We start from the raw sequence: 19,415 nt of genomic DNA, 5'->3' as shown, positions 1-19,415 counted from the left end.
CACCCGTCCGCCGCTCGATCCACAACAATCACCCCGAAGGGATCATGTTGATTCACGCGCTCGACTTGCATGTATTAGGCACGCCGCCAGCGTTCGTCCTGAGCCAAGATCAAACTCTCCATAAAGTCAGAGTTTGCCTAGCATCAAATAAATGATTACTGGCTTTAAAAAATAATTTAAAGACATTGACGTTACATGTTGTTTCGTTCAGTTTTCAAAGATCAAATGTTTCTTCAAAATGTTTCTTTTGCTTGTCCGCCGTTTAACAGCGACTTTTACATCTTAACATGCGGATGATTTTGAGTCAATAACTTTTTTGAAGTTTTTTAATCTCTTTTTCATCCCGATCTCTCTATTAACAAGGAGTCATGCGTTACTTGATGACTGCCTCAAGATCGTTTGTTGTTTACGTCGTTTAACAGCGACTTAAACACCTTAACATGCGGTTGATTTTGAGTCAATAACTTTTTTGGAGTTTATTTAATCTCTTTCAACCTGATCTCTTCTAATTAATAGGAAGGCGAATGCGTTTATTGATCACTGCCTCAAGATCGTTTTGTTGTTTGCGTTGTCGTTAACGCAACGTTTAATAATGTACCACGGCACCTAAGGGTTCTGCAATAGTTTTTCTAAAATCTTTTTCATCCCCTCCCCCAAACTCTCACAAAAAAAGAGGAGCAACCACTGTCATGGCGCTCCTCATCATTGTTAAAAAGAAATTAAATTAAGAATATAAAATAAGCTAGGAAGACAATAAATAAGAAATACATGATTGGATGGATCTCTTTCCCTCTTCCTTTTAAGACCATAGTTAATGGATAAAAGATAAAGCCAATCGCAATCCCTGTAGCAATACTATACGTTAGTGGCATCGCAATGACGGTAAGAAAAGCCGGAACAGCAATTTCGAATTGGTCCCAATCTATATTCTTCAACGAACTACACATCAATACACCAACGATGATTAGAGCTGGCGCTGTTACTTCTGCTGTAACGACGCTTAACAACGGAGAGAACAGGAGTGATAGAAGGAAGAAACCTGCTGTCACTACTGAGGTGAATCCTGATCGACCTCCAGCTGCCACACCTGCTGTCGATTCAATATAGGAAGTAGTGGTTGAAGTCCCCACTACTGAACCTACTACGGTCGCTGCAGAGTCTGCAAATAAAGCACGACCAGCACGAGGTAACTTGTTCTCTTTTATAATACCTGCCTGCGTTGCAACAGCGACTAGTGTTCCGGCAGTATCAAAGAAATCTACAAATAAGAATGTTAAGATGACGATCCACATCTCTCCTGAAACAAGTACAGAAGGTAAATTCTCAATAGCAGCCCCGAATGTCGGAGCAACACTTGGTGGTGTACTTACTACGGCTGACGGCGTGTCAATTAAACCAACGATAATTCCGCCAATAGTTGTAATAACGATTCCGTAAAAGATTCCACCTTTTATATTAAGAGACATTAGAATTACTGAAATAACTAACCCAAAGATTGCAAGAAGGGTCGCTGGCTGCGTCAAATCCCCTAACGCAACAAGTGTATTTGGGTCCCCTGTTATAATCCCGGCATTTTGAAAGCCAATGAACGCAATGAACAGTCCAATTCCCGCCCCCACTGCTAGCTTTAAATTGCTTGGGATGGCATTTATAATCTTCTCTCTAAGTCCTGTAACGGTTAAAACAATAAAGATAAGTCCTGATACAAGTACTCCTGCTAATGCCTCTTGCCATGGAATGGCGAACTGCAACATAACGGTAAAGGAGAAAAAGGCATTCAGACCCATACCCGGTGCTAATGCTATTGGGTATTTTGCCAGAACCCCCATAATTAATGAACCAACGGCTGCGGCAATTGCGGTAGCTGTAAACACAGCACCTTGATCAATCCTTGTAACACCCTCAGGTAATTCCTCTACACCTACAAGCGCTAATGTGATCGGGTTGACGACAAGAATATATGCCATGGCTAGGAACGTCGTTAAACCAGCTATAAACTCTGTACGAAAGTTTGTCCCCAGCTCTTCAAATTGAAAGAATTTTTTCATGTAAGACCCTCCCCGAAACCAGTCGATATAAAAAAAGAAACTCTTAGCGTTTAAGCGCCAAGAGTTTCTGGTCCAAAGACAGAGTTCATGATTAAGAGAGATTACTAGAATCCACTTGAATCATATTCTCCATCGTAGTCGAGTCATTTACGGTAACTCGGTAGAAACTCTTGGGCCCTATCCCCAATATTATACGACGGTTCGTGTTTTATTTTATCTAGTTCTATCATACTAGCAACAACAAGAAGAGTCAATGCTAAATACGAATATTTAAAACTGAAATTAATTAATTGTTCGTTATTCCCACTCAATTGTACTAGGTGGCTTGCTCGTCACGTCATACACGATTCTATTCACGTGGTCCACTTCATTCACAATTCTAGTTGAAATCAGCTCTAGAACATCATAAGGGATGCGCGCCCAATCTGATGTCATCCCATCAATTGACGTTACAGCGCGAATACCAACTGTATAATCATAGGTGCGTGCATCACCCATGACACCAACACTTCGGATGTCAGGTAACACCGTGAAATACTGCCAGATGTCACGTTCTAACCCTGCATTCTTTACCTCTTCACGCAAGATTGCATCTGATTCACGAACGATTGTTAGCTTTTCATCTGTAATTTCACCTAACACACGAATCGCAAGACCAGGTCCAGGGAAAGGTTGGCGCCATACGATATGGTCTGGAACCCCTAGCTCTGTACCTAAGGCACGAACTTCATCTTTAAATAACGCATTCAATGGTTCGATAAGCTTAAATTGCATATCTTCCGGAAGGCCACCTACATTATGGTGAGACTTAATTGTCTGAGCGGTTTCCGTTCCACTTTCAATAATGTCTGTATAAAGCGTTCCTTGTGCAAGGTAATCTATATCCTTTAACTCTTCGGCCTGCTCATCGAAGACATAAATAAATTCATTCCCGATAATCTTACGCTTCTGTTCAGGATCTGAAACACCTCTTAGCTTAGACATGAATCGCTCCTGTGCATCCACTTTTATCACATTCATGTTAAACCCTTCACTAAATGTATCCATCACCGTGTCCGCTTCATCTTTACGAAGCAAGCCGTGATCAACAAAGATACACGTAAGTTGATCTCCAATAGCACGATGGATCAGTGCTGCTACTACAGAAGAATCGACTCCACCGCTTAGGGCACAAAGAACTTTTTGATCGCCTACTTGTTCGCGAATTTTCTCCACTTCAAGTTCAATAAAGTTCTCCATGGTCCAGTCGCCTTTTTCGTCGCAAATATCAAAGACAAAACGCTTCAGTACTTCATTGCCATATTCAGAATGACGCACTTCTGGGTGGAACTGCACCCCGTACATCTTCTTCTCTTCATAGCTAATAGCAGATACAGGGCAAGACGGGCTCGTTGCATCCACAGAGAAACCTGCCGGAGCTTCAACAACTTTGTCACTGTGACTCATCCAGACGACTTGCTCTTTAGGAAGGCCTTTAAATAAAGAAGGTTCTCCTTCTACTTGAAGATTAGCTTTCCCATATTCTCTTTGAAGCGCGCGTTCTACCTTACCGCCGTAGTGATGAGTCATAAGCTGCATTCCGTAGCAAATACCAAGAATAGGGATATCTAGTTCGAATATAGCCGGGTCACAACGGAAGCTATCTTCAGCATAAACGCTGTTTGGTCCACCGGATAAAATAATTCCAGTCGGATTCATTTCTTTAATTTCTTCTGCTGTTAATCGATGAGAATGGAGTTCGCTGTATACCCCAAACTCACGAATCCGCCTTGTGATTAACTGGTTATATTGACTTCCGAAGTCTAATACTAAAATCTTGTCATGAACTTCTATCATGATGCGCTTCACTCCTTTGTATTTGCATTGCCCTTTAATGTCCTCTTTCGTTTTGGTCAATAAAAAAAGAGACTTCTGCCTCTATGACTATAGAAAAGGCAGAAGTCTCCTCAATATTTCCCGGTTCCAGAGAATGATATACGACTCCCACCTTCATAGTCAGAGCATTATCGGTGCTCCGGTAGAGACTCTCGAACCATATTATCGAGGATATACGAAGGGAATAATTAAGTTGCAATCATTCTATCAAGCTAACGATTCCCGGTCAAGACAACGTCTTTTTAATTAAATTTTCCCATAATTCACTCATTTTATCCCAAGGATGTTGAGATGAATCTCTTTGATAAATAAGTCGCTCGTAGTGATAGGTTAATTGCCCCATCTCCTGACTTCTATAATGATCATCGACGGAATGAGCGAACTCCTTGAGTGTTTGATCACTTGATCGGTTCAAATCCTCTTTCTTATCTAATACTTTCAATAGAAATTCATACGCCGCTTCATAATTCCGTTGACCTGGATGCTGAATATACTTTTTCCTATAATACATGGTCATTAAGTGGTAACGATATTTAAACGCAAGCCCTAGAGAAATAAGAACAAGTACAATCAATACAATCCACAGCCATGTAGGAACCGTAAAGCTTCCTCCACTTCCATTGGATTCGTCTGCCTTACCCACCATGTCTTGCTCGTCCATTTCAGGTGTTTGTTCTTGATTTTGTTCCAACTGTTCTTGTAAATTCTCGTCAACCTCAGAGGATTCTTCGTCATCTTCCCCCGTATCTTCTATATAGAAGTCTGTATGGTTGCCAAAGCCTTTCGTCGGCTCAAAAGCTACCCACCCTATATCAGGGAAATAAACCTCTACCCAAGAATGAGCGTTAGCACTCGTTACCTGATAGACGTTCTTAAGTTCTCCATTTACTTCTACAGTGTCAATCTGTTCTCCACCCGTGAAACCTTTAGCCCACCGTGCCGGGACTCCTACACTGCGCAGAAGCACGACCATTGAAGTAGAGAAGTTATCACAGTAGCCGACTTGGGTGTCAAATAAGAACTGCGCTGTATAATCTTCCCCTTCATCTGGCACTGGAATATTCTTCGTACTATACTCGAAGCCATTCCGCTGGAAGTATTCTTCAACAGCACGCGCTTTCTCATAGCGGTTGCTACTTTCTGCAATAATCTCTTCTGCTAAATCTCTAACCTGTTCTGGTAAGCTCTCCGGCAATTGCGTATAGGCCTGATCAATCTGCGGCGGATCATCCGTTCCACTTTCTGAAAGCTGCGAGAAGGAGAAACTAGGCTGCGCGTACGCAAGCTCATACCCATTTAACTGAAACGATTCTCCGTTCTTCTGAGGTATAATCTCCCCTGTAGTCGGGTTAATGACTAATGTGTCCGCTTCACTGTTGGACACTTTTTGAATGCCATAGGGATAGACAAGCTTTGAAAACGTGGCATTATCATTCATCGCGATCGTTGCCACCTTGTCTTCACGCTTAACGGCATCACTAAAGTACCCTAAGTTAATATCATTAGCGACTACCTGCTCACTTGGGTTCCCCTCACTAGAGCGGATCCACCCTTTCCCCGTATAAACGTCTTTTGTCTCAATACGCCAATAATGCTCACTATCCGCTACAGCTTGAAAGACAGGAGTATTGTCTTGAACAAAGGAGCCACCTAATTGTTCGTCGTTCGTTCCATACCCTACTTTCTGAATCGAGTTGCCACCTGAACCTCCTACGCCGTTTACCGCACCTTGTATAAATGGAACAGGGTCGGGCCATTGAGGGGCTTTCTTAGGAGCTGCATAGCCAACCACACTAGCAAACAGAACTACAACCATAAGCGGGATAATCCATGCCTGATAGACACGCCTCCCCCTTATCGCAATCGATTCTTTCTCCATTTCTTTAGTGAAACTGGACAAGCCCATTGCAATCAGGGAAATTAGGAACGTTCGAATAATCGCTCCCTTACCTTCATATATCGTAAACGTATCCAAGACGGTTACGTATACAATCGTCAATATGACAAAGAAACTCGTTCGCTTAGCTACAACAAACCAGTAGTAAAGCAAGTAACTCATTAACCAGAGCAAAAGTAAGAAAAGCATGCTCCGAAACAACGGGGTCATCTGCCACCACTGATTCGCTACCATTACATCGAAATTAAACTGAATATGTTCATACACATATCGAAACCATTCTCCACTTAGGAACCGTTGTCCAATAAACAACCCATCCAAAACAAAGGCTAAGCCTATGAGTTTCATAGGAATGGTTAAAAACCACGGTAAGTGAATGAACGATAAGAAGAAACAAAATGCAGCATATACAACAAATACAGCCATGTTAGCTGTATCGGTAATTTGATCTAAAGGCCGTAGCCATTCCCAGAACAGTAAGAATCCACAAAGATAAACGATCCCTCTAAACAAAGATTGATTCCGCTCTATTGGGTCGTTCGCCATTATGTACTCACCTCAAATTTCGCTTGTGTCATTTCTGATTCTGACAAGACATTAACAACAACCCCACTCACACCTAGCTCACGAAGGAATTGCCGTTGTTCACTCGTTATATGTTCTTTTGCTTCTATATAAAAGAAAACAACTCGTGCATGTTTTTCTTTCAACCGAACTAAGGAGGTTTTTAATGAAGGGGTGAGACTTCGTGAAACAACCATCACGATTAAGTGATTCGGCAATCCTTGTTGCTGCTTCAATAATGATTCAGCAAACGTTGTTTTCCCAACTGGTTCAATCTTGGATAAGTATTGATTCATCCCATCATACTGAGTACGGTCCTTCGTGAAAGGAAAGAATTTATGTTCACTCCCTAAAACCAAGAACGCAAGCTGTGATTCCCTTCTCTTATAGCTTTCAATAATTGAAGCCGTTAGTTCCACACTTCCTTCAAACGCTAATCGTTTCTCCCCAACACCTTCGGTAGCATCAAGAACAAGCAACACATCAGAACTCTTCTGTTGTTCGAATTCCTTGGTCATCATAGCATTCTTCTTAGCTGATGTTTTCCAGTCAATCCAAGAGAACCTGTCTCCTGGCGCATATTCTCTTACCCCCGTTACAACAGTGGTATCCCGCTTCGTTTGAGAATAGGAAGGAGCTGCTCCCTCATCAAAGCTGTTCACTCGCTTCGTCATTGAGACGCCTCTTCTGTGAGGATATACAAGCACTCTGCCAGGCACAGTATAATAAGCTTGCTTTGATACAAATCCAAAGAAGTCACCTGTCTTCACTCGTATACTATGAAAATGGTGCTCCCCTCGAGGTAGATAGGGGAATTCATAATGAAAGTGGATGGAACGCTTAAACCAAGGAAAAGCCACCCGCTTAATTCGTTTTGCCTTTCTAAGCTCATCAGGATTACCCATATATTGATAACCCTCTGATTTCGTCCCCACCCTATTTAGTGTTTCAGGAACATATTCCTCTATGACACAATAATAAAGGGGAAATGGAAACTTCCTCTCTATATGAACGTCAACAGCTAACGTATCTCCAGATTGAAACATATATTTAGACAACGTCCGATCTATATTCCAATTAGAAATTGGATAGAGTAATACCCCTAACATATATAGTAGGAACGGAAGCATTCCGTAAAACAGAAACCAACTTACAAAGCCACCCTGAAACATAGCATAAGCGTATAAAATGACTAAAAGAAGAATCGTAAACACGAATTTCGTTACGACATTGACTGTTTGCTTCATCTGTTATTTTTCCTTACGCACAGGGATTGAGACTTTTTGTAGTATGTCATTCACCAAATCACTTGAGGTCATTCCCTCAAACTTCGCTTCTGAATTCAGGATGAGACGATGAGATAATACGAAAGGCGCTAAATACTTTACATCATCCGGAAGCACAAAGTCTCTGTCTTGAATAAAAGCATACGCTTTTGCTGCTTTCATGAGTGCGATCGAACCACGGGGACTTACACCGAGGTAAGCTGACGGATGACGCCTTGTTTCTGAAACGATATTAACGATATAACGTTGAATATTCGGGTCAACATACACCTCCGCTGCTTGATTCTGTAATTCGATCAATTCTTCCTTTGTCATAACAGCCTGAACTCGGTTTATTGGATGGTCATTAGATATCAAGTCAAGCATCTGCATCTCTTCAGCTGCAGAAGGATACCCCATATTTAATTTCAATAAGAAACGATCTAACTGAGCTTCAGGTAGCGGGTATGTTCCTTCATATTCGATTGGGTTTTGAGTAGCCATGACGAAGAATGGGCGTTTAAGTTCAATTGTGTTCCCATCAACCGTTACATGACTTTCTTCCATTCCTTCTAATAAAGAAGACTGCGTTTTAGGCGAGGTGCGGTTAATTTCATCTGCAAGCACAATATTCCCTAAAAGTGGGCCTGGCCGGAATTCGAATTCAAGCGTTTTCGGATTATAAATGGAAACCCCTGTTACATCAGAAGGTAATAGATCTGGTGTGAATTGAATTCGCCTAAATTCACAGTCCACTGACTTTGATAGCGTTCGAACAAGCATAGTTTTCCCTACACCCGGAACATCTTCTAAGAGAACATGGCCCTTCGCCAGTAAAGCTACAATACTTAATGTTGTCACTTCTTCTTTTCCGATCATGACACTCTGTATGTTCGCAAATAGCTCATGTACTTTTCCATGAGCTAAGTAAGTTTGCTGAGACATGTTATTCGATTCCTCCTATGAAATAATCTCCTACTATCTATTAGAATTTTTTGTCTATTTCAACTATACTACATCCGACTAGGCTATGTGCAGTAGAATGCGCAGGAAAAAAATGGCTCACCCCTTACAACCGCCTGCATTTGATAAAATGCGCAGTTACACCGGACAGTTTGTCTATACCAATCTTTTTCTCTCGCATAATGTATAGCAAGCTTCTAAAAATAGAAGCAAATTTATATATTGGAAAGGAATTGGTAGAATGCATCACAATAACAACTGTCAATGCAACCACAATGGCGGACATCAGCACGACCATGACGGCCGCTGTCGTAAATGCAATAAGTTCTGCAAAAAATTCGAATGTTGCTTAGAGCAGAGCCAAGGTGCCACCCCTTCTGCCTGGACCAGACAACAAGCGGAACAAATTCGAATCACTTCAGCTAACGCTGCACCGATCATTGAAGAACCATTTGAAGATACGGCTCCAGACCTTTGGGTTTGGGACACGTGGCCTCTTCGTGAGAAAGATGGTTCGATCGCAGTCCTTCCTGGAGGATGGCGTGTCATTTTCTCTCTAACAGCTCCAAGAAGCGTGCTACCTGGTAAACGTCATGATATCGCAACGATTCGATACTTCTATGCTCGCGATGGCCAAGACTGGATCCCAGGGGGCGTCGTATTCCCAGAAGGGGACGCGTTAGGTTCTCGTCAGTGGGCTGGATCAGCTTTTGTAGAAAACGGAGAAATCTTTTTCTTCTACACGGCTACCGGTCGTCGCAATGAAGCACAAGTCACGTATGAGCAGCGCATGGCGTTCGCAAAAGGAGAAGTTTTCTCTAATTTGAATGGTGTGCTATTCAATAACTGGGAAGAGCACTCCATCATCCTCGTTCCAGACGGCGAATTCTATCAAACTCAGGAACAATCAAGCGGCGGGATTATTTACTCATTCCGTGATCCTTGGTACTGGATCGATCCTGAAAGCGGCTGTGAATATATTATCTTCGAAGGAAACACCGCAACACCTCAACAGCCAATCGACCGTGAATGTAACCCAGAAAACATTGGAGATGGAGACTTCCGAAGCGGCAACGATGTTCCAGACGGCTCCGCCAACTTTAATGGAAACGTAGGCGTAGCCCTTCTTCAGAGCAGCGATTACCGTGAGTGGGAACTTCTCCCTCCAATTCTTGAAGCAGATTGTGTGAACCAACAGCTAGAGCGTCCACACATTGTCTATGTAGGCGGACGTTACCACCTATTTATTGTAAGTCACAAGTTCACGTTTGCTCCAGGCCTTGATGGTCCAGATGGCCTGTATGGCTTCGTTGCTAACGACTTCCGTGGTAACTATGTTCCTTTAGGTGAAGGCGGACTCGTTGTAGCGAACCCGCCTGAAGAACCATTCCAAGCTTATTCTTGGATCGTATTACCAGACTTGTCTACGCTAAGCTTTATCAACTACTACAACCTTGATGGTGTTAGCTTGGATCAGTTACCATCACTTCCTGAGCAATTCATCTTTAACCGCTTCGGCGGGACGTTAGCACCTACGTTGCAACTTTCTATTAATGGAACAGAAACCCAAATCGTAAACGAATTAGCACAAGGCCTCGTAATGGAATCTTCTACAGAAAGCGCCCCTTTTACACCACGTTGTGAACGTGATGGAAATTGCGGGGACGGTCATAGAGGTCGCGGGAATAATAGTGATGAAGACATGGAAATCGAAGAAGATATGATGGATAACGGTATGTCTGATGATGGCACAAACGGTCAAAGTAGCCGTAGAGTCCGTAGCGGCGGGGGCCAGGGCTGTCACGGTAGACATCGCAGAGATGTTGTTTGCGAATGTGAAGTAGACCGAAATGGAAACGTATGTACGCACTGCAACCGACTAAGACGTCGCAGAAACTAAATAATTATTAAAAAGGAGGTTCCCTGGTGGGAGCCTTCTTCTTTATTTTGTGGATGAATAAAAGCAGAATAGTGGGAACGATTCATCCCACTGCTCTAGCATCCTTTATGATGAAGCTTGGACAGTAAACTTCTTATACGTAATGATGCTCACCACGACGAATGTCCCTAAACACACCACAGCCAACAAAGGTGATACGGTATAGAGATTTGTCACGGCATAGACAAGCACTCCAGTAAGATATATACACAAACCATACTTTAATTTACTTCGTTCATGAATGGCACGCTTCCCTAAAACCGTCACACCCATCGCCCCTAAAACAAATACAAACAGAAAGCACAATCCGATCACAACCTGCCAAAGTCCTTGAAACAAAATCACCCCCCCGCCCTCTATATTTGTTTCCAATTTTATCATATTCATAGAAACCCTAACAGTCATAGGTCCTAGGGCTATTGATCTTAAAATTTTAAACCTATCATTGGGTAAATAGAGAGTGGTAAACTAGGTAAGTTATTTATCCGTTTAACTTATGAGGTTCTATATAAGGAGTGTACATAGTGAATAAAGCAACATTATCAACGAATACCATGGAAACCTTTCAGTGGTTTGTGTTTCTTCTAGCTAGTTCTGTTGCTATGCCCATCGTCATTGGATCGATTTATCAACTCAATTTCATAGAAGTTTCTGGGTTAATGCAACGAACCTTCTTCACGGTGGGCATCGCCTCTTTACTGCAGGCCATGTTCGGACACAAGCTTCCAATATTAGAAGGACCAGCCGGAATATGGGTGAGCATCTTTTCTGTTATGGCAATCACAAGCGTACAAGCGGGTTCTTCGTATGAGGGAACGCTACAGACGCTTGAGTCAACTATGATTATAACAGGCCTGTTCTTATTTCTATTTGGTGCTTTAAAGATCTCTCAGAAGATCTTACCGATATTTACCCCTTTAGTTACAGGGACGTTCTTCTTACTATTAACCGTCCAACTAAGTGGAACCTTTCTAAAAGGAATGCTTGGTTTACAAGAAGGTGCGAATACAATTCAAGGCACACAAGCATTGCTAGCCTTCCTTACTTTCTTTATCGTACTTGGTCTATCTACTTTCGCAAAAGGCTGGTTAAGCAGTTACGCCGTATTTATAGGAATTATTATCGGATGGATTACATTTCGTCTTCTTATTGGCGGTCAAACGAATCAAGCAGACGTCAGTTTATTCTCTGCACCTGAGTGGTTTGCCTTTGGGCCTCCCAAATTTGACTTAAGCCTTATACCGATTGCTTTCATCACCGCCATCATTTCCATCTCTAATATTGTGGCATCCATTGTTGCTGTGAAGCAGACCTTAGGAGAACAATCTAATGACCATAGCGAAGAGGTTAACAAGGGAACGGCATTCTCAGGAATTAATCACGGAATAGCAGGCGTATTCGCTTCAATAGCAAACGTTCCATTAGCAACCTCTGCTGGTTTTATCGCCTTAACAGGACAAAAGCGTAAACAGCCGTTCGTGTATGCAACGATCTTACTTATGCTGATTGCCTTTTTCCCACCAATTGTTAGCTTTATATCAAGCATACCATCTCCTATTGCCAACGCAGCACTAATGGCTTCTTTCGTTCAACTAGTGGGACTTGCCATTAATAACATAACGCTAGAACCATTAGATTCGAGGAAAATCACAATCGTCGGCGTAGCCTATTTATTCGGAATGGGCACCATGTTCTTACCAGCGGAAGTGTTCTCTAACCTACCAGCCCTTGCCCAAAATCTTATAAGCAACGGCCTCCTGGTGGGGACAGGTCTTGTCATTCTGATTGAACAAGTATGGAAGGTTAAAAACGACAAGGTTTCTTACAAATATTGAATGTAGAAGGACAGTCAAACTGTCCTTTTTTTCTATATCCATGTTATGGATCAGGTATAAAGGGGAAGTATACTAGTGGACTTTTCAAAAAAGGAGTGGGAACCATGAACAACAAACAATTCGATAAAATCAAAAACGGTAAAGGATTTATCGCCGCGCTTGACCAAAGTGGCGGAAGTACACCGAAAGCATTAGCAGACTATGGTGTACCAGAAGATGCTTATTCTGGCGAAGATGAGATGTTTGACCGAGTTCACCAAATGCGTACAAGAATCATAACGTCTCCTGCTTTTGATTCCGATAAGATCCTAGGCACGATCCTATTTGAACAAACGATGGACCGTGAAATCGAAGGCAAATATACAGCCGACTACCTTGCTGACAACGACATTGTTCCGTTCCTTAAAGTGGACAAAGGACTAGCTGACAAAGAAAACGGCGTACAGCTTATGAAACCTATTCACGACTTAGAAGAAACATTACGCCGTGCCAATGAACGAAACATCTTCGGTACTAAGATGCGCTCAGTCATCCATGAGCCAAACCCATCAGGTATCAAAGCTGTCGTCGACCAGCAATTTGAAGCAGGTAAACAAATTATCGCAGAAGGCCTTGTGCCAATCATAGAACCAGAAGTAAACATTCACAGTGAAGATAAAGAGAAATCCGAAGAAATTCTACGTGATGAAATCCTGAAAAACTTAAATGACCTAACAGAAGAAGAAAATGTGATGCTTAAGCTTTCTATTCCTACGAAAGCCAACACGTATAAAGAATTAGCTGAACATCCTCGCGTCGTACGTGTCGTTGCCTTATCAGGCGGATATTCTCGTGACGAAGCCAATGAGAAGTTAAAAGAAAACGAAAACCTAATCGCAAGCTTCTCTCGTGCATTAATCGCTGACTTGAATGCGAATCAATCTGACGAAGAATTCAACAAGTCACTACAGCACGCTGTAGACGTCATTTATGATGCTTCTGTAAACAAGAAATAACCAAATGAAAAGCCTCCCTATTAATGGGAGGCTTTCGTGTGTTTCATGTAATTTGTATGGGGCCGTTACCATATTAGAGCTAGGGCTGGCTGGGGGACAACTCGCTTTCCTGCGGGGAGCTGGCAAGCCTCCTCGTTCGCTATCACTCTCTGCGGGGTCTTGCCTAGGCTCCTTATCCCGCGGGAGTCTCGCAGTCCCCCATCCAGCCCTTTTAGTAAGATGAGGAACGGCCCCGCAGCTTAAAGGAGTGATAAAATCTTATGATACATGCCACTACTACTAGATTTGGGAACGCTTTTGTTTATACTAATTTTGGCAAAGGAGGGCCGGGGAAAATGCGAGACTCCCGTGGAAAAACGGGCTTCCGAGATCCCACAGAGAGCGGAGCGAACGAGGAAGCTCGGGAGTTCGTCCACAGGAAAGCGAGCGTTTTCCCCGGCCCTCCTTACTCTCATCCAAAATAAACAAAAACGTTAATCTTAACCAATGCAGTAGCCCATTCCCCCTTAATCATAGAGCTTCAAAGGAAAACGTGGTGTACTTCTCATAAAGCTCACCGGCTTTTAGTCGAACGTCTGGAAAGCCTTCGTGATGAAGAGAGGCTGGTGAAGCTTGTGTTTCTAAGCACATTCCATCGTGCTTCTTAGCAGGGCCGCTTGCTAATTTATGATCTTCCATCAGATTGTTTCCTGTGTAAAACACGATAGCAGGCTGATTCGTCATAAGCTTCATTACCCTTCCGCTCTTGCCATCTTTAACAACAACACTCTCTTCCTTGTCGTGATTAAAGAGAAACGAATGGTCAAATCCTAAGTTCGCTAAGTCCATCTGCGGATGAGTGGAACCAAGCTTGTCTCGTAAGAGGGTTTCCTCTCTTAAATCAAAAGGAGTTTCTTGAACTGACTCAATCTTTCCTGTTGGAATTAAGTTTGCATCTAGCTCGACAAACTGATTGCTGTCGAATTGAATGGTTTGATCATGAATGGTTCTTTTGGCATCTCCACTTAAGTTAAAATAGCTATGGTTTGTTAGGGTTAAAGCTGTATCTTGATCACTCTTTGCACTATAAGAAATGGTGAACTCGTTCTTATTGTTTAATTGATAGGTTACTTGAATAGAAAGGTTACCAGGATAGCCCCCTTCTAAATGAGGACTGTCATAAGTAAGAATCACCCCTACCTTATCCTCTTCTTGGAACGGAGATAACTCCCATAGTTTCGTATGAAAGCCTTGTTCGCCTCCATGTAATGAATTTGTTCCTTCATTCTCTTGTAAATGATATTCTTCGCCATTTATAGAAAACGATGCTCTATCCACTCGTCCAGCTACCCTGCCTATTAAAGCCCCAAGATAGTTTGGGTCATCGATATAATCTTCATAATTTTCATAAGCCAGAACTACATTTTCTACATGCCCATTTTGATCAGGGACGTTGATTCCTGTAATCGTCCCCCCATAGTTTAGGAAACTGACCGACATACCAGTATCGTTCGTCAACGTAACCTCTTTCCACTCGTTTACTGTCACTTGTTCTGTAATGTTCATTGATGAACACCTCCAAATCTCTATCTCGTTATGCGTATTTAATATTCATCTTAATTCCTTGCTCATAATGGCCAAATTTCTCTCCGAATAGATTCATGCCACCTCTATTGAGGGCGTCTTCCTTGATTCCTAGCTTGAAAGCAATGTAAGGAAGGTCACTCAGCTCTAGGTCATGAATCCTAACGTCAGAGACTTTTTCATTATCGATAAAGCTACCTTCTTCATTGACTTTCCACTGTTTAAGTAATCCGTATTGTGTTAAATTCGTACGCCACCATTGCGGAGTGAGTTTCCCTCTTTCTCCACCAAAATCACCAGGCGAAGTCCACGTCCCAATTTCTTTATGATTGATGGAAGCTGTAATATCAGATGGCCAATCCAATTTGAAATTCGGTGCTTCTGAGCATAACTCTGCACTAAACACGATTTCCTTAGCTGTATAACCATACGGGATTCGATTAGGAAGTCTGTATTCCACATACCCATCTTTAAAATAAAGCAATTGTGCATGTTTACGCTCAGGTTCATAGAACGAACGGGGATCATCTTGAACACCAATATAGTCCTTCTCACCAACTACTCCGCAGTGGGGTTGGGCGTAACAGTCCAAATAATCGCCTATATTCATATCGAGCGTGATTTCATGCTCATTATTTTGACCTTCTTTATTAAATAAATCAATAACGATTCGATCATAATTCATGGCACTCACCTTTTGTGTACCCCTTCCAGGCACAAGCTCGGTAATAATAAGTTCCACTTCTTCTAGTTTAGTAACGTGAGAAGCTGTCGTAGAGAATGGAAGATCGAGCTTCTCGGCTAATTCGTTCACATTATGTGGTTTTTCACTTAATAAGTTTAGTATTTTTATTCGCGTCGGATTGGATAATGCTTTATTAATAGGGAGCATATTTTCAAAGTTTAATGGCAGTTTCTTCATGACTGAAGCCTCCGTGTAACAATAGTTTCTATTAGTATAACAAAATCTTTCCACTCAAAATAAATGCTCCCTATCATTCTCTTTATCCCCCTCGATTAATCTTGAGGGTAAACTTGAGGGTATTTCTTCCTGACACGTAATTTCTCAACAATATCTTTGTACTCTGTTTCTGTGTAAGAATAGAAGTACATGATGATTAAACGAATGAGTGAACCAAGAGCAGGAAGCAGGGCAATGACGAAGAATAGCATGTCCATCGTAAATTCACTCTGAGCCTGATTCGACTGATAGTTGATCCCCGTTAAGATCAGCCCTGTTGCACCACCAGATACAGCAACGGACAACTTCCCGGTAAATGTCTGACCTGAGAAGACAACCGCTTCGTTTCTTTTCCCTGTCTTATACTCTGTATACTCAATCGTTTCGGCTAGCATTCCAGAGATTAGGGGTCCAGTGCTTGTATACAGAAGCATCGTAACTCCAATGAAGATGAGGGATACAACTACGCTGCCATATCCAACAGAGAACCAAACAATTCGAACAAGGATGTCGACTGCTACAATCGCCATTAGAATATGCTTTTTCTTATATTGTTTCGTTAGCTTTGGAATAATGAAGAACCCAATACAGCTGGCGAAACTGATAATTCCAAACATCGTCATAAGTGAAGCGCTTCCAAGATTGTACGTGAAAAAGTAAATATTTAAAGCTTGCGTGATATTCATAAATACATTGCAGAAGAACACAACTAAGATCGCAAACATCGGCTTATTCGCTTTTAGCGCGCGCATTCCGTCTGAGAATTTCACTTTCGACTTAGGTGGTTCCACACGCTCCTTTGTGTTCTTGAAACCGTTTAACATAATAGGTAAAGCGATCGCCATAAGTGCAATTGTGGCAAATAGGTACCCCTGACCTGTATCTCCCCCTCCGAGCCATTTAGTAAGAGGAATGAAGATCGTAGGTGATAAAGCAATCCCTGTGAATACTCCCATATTCGCAAACGTAATTAGTTTAGTACGCTGTTGCGTATCCTGACTCATTACCGAGGACAGCGACCAAAACGGTACGTCAGATGCTGTATACACCATCCCCCATAAAATATACGTACCTCCAGCGTAAATCAGCTTGGCTGTCATACTTAAACCATCTAGTGGCAAGAAACAAGCAATGGTAGATAGAACAATTAAATAAGGCATGTATTTTAGATACGGTCTAAATTTCCCGTGCTTTGATTTTAACGTATCCATAAGGGAAGCCATCATCGGGTCATTAATGGCATCCCATGTTCTTGCAATTAGAAAGATTACACTCGCTGCCGCTGCTGAGATCCCTAAAATATCTGTATAGAAGAACAGAATGTACGTACCAATTAACCCAAAACTAATACATTGAGCAAATCCGTACCCAAAGTAAGATGCAATCTCTTTGGTACGAATATCTTCTTTCAATTCCCCATCCGTCGGTTCTACGTGTTGCTCTTTAGCAGTCTCCACTTTGTACTCCCCCTTAGTTATTCAAAGATAAACCCGTCCGCTTTCATGCCTGCTACGATTTGATAAATGCGTTTTGGATCAAATTTCTCCTCATGGTTATGATCTAATAGACCATTAACCTCTTGTTCAACATCCGTAAGTTGCGTATAGCAAAATCCTTGGATAGAAGTCGACTCCATAATCGATTTCATTAACTGTTCAAAGCGGTCTAGTGCTTCTTCCTCGTTCTGTGGCCTTGTGCCATAACCCCAATCGTCTTCAGAACCAGATCCATAAGCGATTCCACCAAACTCACTCATTACAATTGGCTGACCACTATATTCATAGCCACTGGCAAAGTTTTGTTTGCGACTTGTTTTAGAAGGGCTTCCATTTACGTAATCCTCTTTGTCCCGATAAGCCACAGCTAAGTCTTCGGCATTCGAGTTGTAATCATGAATCGTCAAGATATCAGTAAGGGTATGTTCCCAGCCATCATTTCCGACCACAAGCCGAGAAGAGTCTAACGCTTTCGTCTGATAATAGAGAGCGTTTACAAAAGATTGCTGATCCTTACGGTGATAGATTTCATTCACTCCCCACGATTCATTCATAACGGTGTAGACGATAACAGAAGGATGATTACGATGTTTCATCACCATTTCTCGAGTTTCGTTCATCATCGCTTCCATAGAACGATCGGTAAACTTAAAGAAGCTTGGCATCTCAGCCCAAACGACGAGCCCCAGTTGATCACATAAATACATGTAACGCCTGTCCCCTATCGTTTGATGTCGCCTCACTCCATTAAAGCCCATTTCCTTCACTTTCTTTAAGTCCGCTTCCATTTCTTCAAAACTAGCTGTCATCAATGAATCTTTGTAGTACCCCTGATCCAGAATGAGCTTCTGATAAAAGGCTTCATCATTTAATAGAATGGCATCATTCTTAGTTTCAATGCTACGCATACCAAAATAGCTATCGGCTACATCTAATACATACTCATCACTCTTAAGCGTAAACGTAATATCGTACAGCTGCGGATTACTTGGACTCCAATAAAATACACGAAAGTCTGCTTCATCTGATTCAACATTAACGGTCATGCTGATATTCTGTTGATTTGGTTTCACCCATGCTCCGGCGGTATTGACCCATTCTCCTTTGAAATACACGTTCGCTTCCAAGTAAGCGATCTTTCTATGATGAGGAAGCTTTACGCCCAGTTGAAGACTTGATTGTGTTAAATCTGGCGTCATGTTTACATCTTGGATATGGACTGGTGAAACTTCTTCCATCCATACCGGTTGCCAGATACCAGTTGTGCGAGTATACCAGCATAAGAAGTTCGTTGATTTCCAGGACTGTTTCCCGAGCACCTGCTCAACGCTGTTACGATCTTCTACACGAACCGTGATTGTATTCTCACCAGATTGAATAGCTGTCCCAATAGAAAAGCTAAAAGGAGTATGGCCCCCTGTGTGTTCACCAACGAATTGGCCATTCACCCAAACTTTTGTATAGTAGTCGACTGCTTCAAAGTGGAGAAGCAGCTCATTTTGATGATCCTTTTCCCAATGAAATGTGCGTTTGTACCACACTACTTCATAAGGTTCATTAGAATGAATCCCTGACTTCTTACTTTGATAAGCATAAGGCACTTGAATCTGTTGAGAGAAGGGTTGTGCGGAATGTGCCCACCCATCGATTTCCCCAACTTCTTCAGCATCAAATGCAAATTCCCACTCTCCATTTAAGTCGTACCATTGATCCCTCTTAAATTGTGGTCTTGGATACTCCGTTCCTGTACTGTTCTTCTTTTCGATGCGAGATAAAGAGCTCACAACCATAACCACCGCTCCCGTTCTGTTTTTAGTAAGGGCTTTCATTTGTTATGAATTATTATTACATATAAATACGTTTTATTACAACTAAAAATGTAATAAAAATTAAAGTTTTCTTATAAATCAATAAAATTAAAGAATAAAGAGAGCCCCACCAACCATTGATGCCGGTTGGTGGGGCTCTTCTTGATCAAACGTTTGATCAACTCTCTAAAATGCCTTATATCCAC

13 protein-coding genes, 1 rRNA gene and 2 riboswitches are annotated in these 19,415 nt (G+C 42.0%); of the genes, 3 read left to right on the top strand and 11 right to left on the bottom strand.

Annotated elements, in window-relative coordinates:
* The 6 genes from IEW76_RS16735 to IEW76_RS16710 form a co-directional block, all read right to left on the bottom strand.
* Positions 1 to 125 (bottom strand): 16S ribosomal RNA (locus IEW76_RS16735); the annotation flags it as partial.
* 594 nt (positions 126 to 719) lie between these two features.
* Positions 720 to 2,048 carry an NCS2 family permease gene (locus IEW76_RS16730; RefSeq protein WP_188655569.1) on the bottom strand — a complete coding sequence of 443 codons (1,329 nt, stop codon included), beginning with the start codon at positions 2,046 to 2,048 and terminating at the stop codon, positions 720 to 722.
* A 115-nt stretch (positions 2,049 to 2,163) separates the two neighbouring features.
* Positions 2,164 to 2,265: riboswitch (purine riboswitch) on the bottom strand.
* Positions 2,266 to 2,345: 80 nt separating this feature from the next.
* Positions 2,346 to 3,884 (bottom strand): glutamine-hydrolyzing GMP synthase, encoded by a 1,539-nt coding sequence (guaA, locus tag IEW76_RS16725; protein ID WP_373286013.1) that lies wholly within the window; start codon positions 3,882 to 3,884, stop codon positions 2,346 to 2,348.
* Between the two features lie 136 nt (positions 3,885 to 4,020).
* A riboswitch (purine riboswitch) is annotated at positions 4,021 to 4,122 on the bottom strand.
* 27 nt (positions 4,123 to 4,149) lie between these two features.
* Complete coding sequence (locus IEW76_RS16720; protein WP_188655568.1) at positions 4,150 to 6,366, bottom strand: transglutaminase-like domain-containing protein; 2,217 nt, start codon at positions 6,364 to 6,366, stop codon at positions 4,150 to 4,152.
* A complete protein-coding gene (locus IEW76_RS16715; protein ID WP_188655567.1) occupies positions 6,366 to 7,631 on the bottom strand; it encodes a DUF58 domain-containing protein in 1,266 nt (421 codons plus the stop codon). The genes IEW76_RS16720 and IEW76_RS16715 overlap by 1 nt, the downstream gene beginning before the upstream one ends.
* 3 nt (positions 7,632 to 7,634) lie before the next feature.
* Complete coding sequence (locus tag IEW76_RS16710) at positions 7,635 to 8,594, bottom strand: AAA family ATPase (protein WP_188655566.1); 960 nt, start codon at positions 8,592 to 8,594, stop codon at positions 7,635 to 7,637.
* A 259-nt stretch (positions 8,595 to 8,853) separates the two neighbouring features.
* Here IEW76_RS16710 and IEW76_RS16705 point away from each other — a divergent pair, with 259 nt between their 5' ends.
* Positions 8,854 to 10,512 (top strand): glycoside hydrolase family 68 protein, encoded by a 1,659-nt coding sequence (locus tag IEW76_RS16705; RefSeq protein WP_188655565.1) that lies wholly within the window; start codon positions 8,854 to 8,856, stop codon positions 10,510 to 10,512.
* 105 nt (positions 10,513 to 10,617) lie between these two features.
* On the opposite strand, the gene IEW76_RS16700 is transcribed toward IEW76_RS16705, so the two are convergent.
* The gene (locus tag IEW76_RS16700; RefSeq protein WP_188655564.1) at positions 10,618 to 10,890 is read right to left on the bottom strand and encodes a hypothetical protein; all 273 of its coding nucleotides are present in this window, start codon (positions 10,888 to 10,890) and stop codon (positions 10,618 to 10,620) included.
* Positions 10,891 to 11,075: 185 nt separating this feature from the next.
* On the opposite strand from IEW76_RS16700, the gene IEW76_RS16695 reads away from it, so the two are divergent.
* Together IEW76_RS16695 and IEW76_RS16690 are read left to right on the top strand one after the other, a co-directional pair.
* Positions 11,076 to 12,386 carry a purine/pyrimidine permease gene (locus IEW76_RS16695; protein ID WP_229721280.1) on the top strand — a complete coding sequence of 437 codons (1,311 nt, stop codon included), beginning with the start codon at positions 11,076 to 11,078 and terminating at the stop codon, positions 12,384 to 12,386.
* Positions 12,387 to 12,490: 104 nt separating this feature from the next.
* Positions 12,491 to 13,381 carry a fructose bisphosphate aldolase gene (locus IEW76_RS16690; protein WP_188655563.1) on the top strand — a complete coding sequence of 297 codons (891 nt, stop codon included), beginning with the start codon at positions 12,491 to 12,493 and terminating at the stop codon, positions 13,379 to 13,381.
* A 510-nt stretch (positions 13,382 to 13,891) separates the two neighbouring features.
* Here the strand turns inward: IEW76_RS16690 and IEW76_RS16685 are convergent.
* From IEW76_RS16685 to IEW76_RS16670, 4 genes are all read right to left on the bottom strand, one after another.
* The gene (locus IEW76_RS16685) at positions 13,892 to 14,926 is read right to left on the bottom strand and encodes an aldose epimerase family protein (RefSeq protein WP_188655562.1); all 1,035 of its coding nucleotides are present in this window, start codon (positions 14,924 to 14,926) and stop codon (positions 13,892 to 13,894) included.
* 28 nt (positions 14,927 to 14,954) lie between these two features.
* Positions 14,955 to 15,866 carry an ArsR/SmtB family transcription factor gene (locus tag IEW76_RS16680; RefSeq protein ID WP_188655561.1) on the bottom strand — a complete coding sequence of 304 codons (912 nt, stop codon included), beginning with the start codon at positions 15,864 to 15,866 and terminating at the stop codon, positions 14,955 to 14,957.
* A gap of 95 nt (positions 15,867 to 15,961) precedes the next feature.
* Positions 15,962 to 17,362, bottom strand: coding sequence for an MFS transporter (locus IEW76_RS16675; protein ID WP_188655560.1), 1,401 nt, complete (start codon positions 17,360 to 17,362; stop codon positions 15,962 to 15,964).
* A gap of 17 nt (positions 17,363 to 17,379) precedes the next feature.
* Positions 17,380 to 19,191: a glycoside hydrolase family 2 protein gene (locus tag IEW76_RS16670; protein ID WP_188655559.1), complete on the bottom strand. Its 1,812-nt coding sequence runs from the start codon at positions 19,189 to 19,191 to the stop codon at positions 17,380 to 17,382.
* Between the last annotated feature and the right edge of the window lie 224 nt (positions 19,192 to 19,415).

Source organism: Pontibacillus salipaludis, assembly GCF_014642405.1.
GTDB lineage: Bacteria > Bacillota > Bacilli > Bacillales > BH030062 > Pontibacillus > Pontibacillus salipaludis.
The sequence above is the reverse complement of the archived record's forward strand: the minus strand, read 5'-3'. Positions and strand labels throughout refer to the sequence as shown.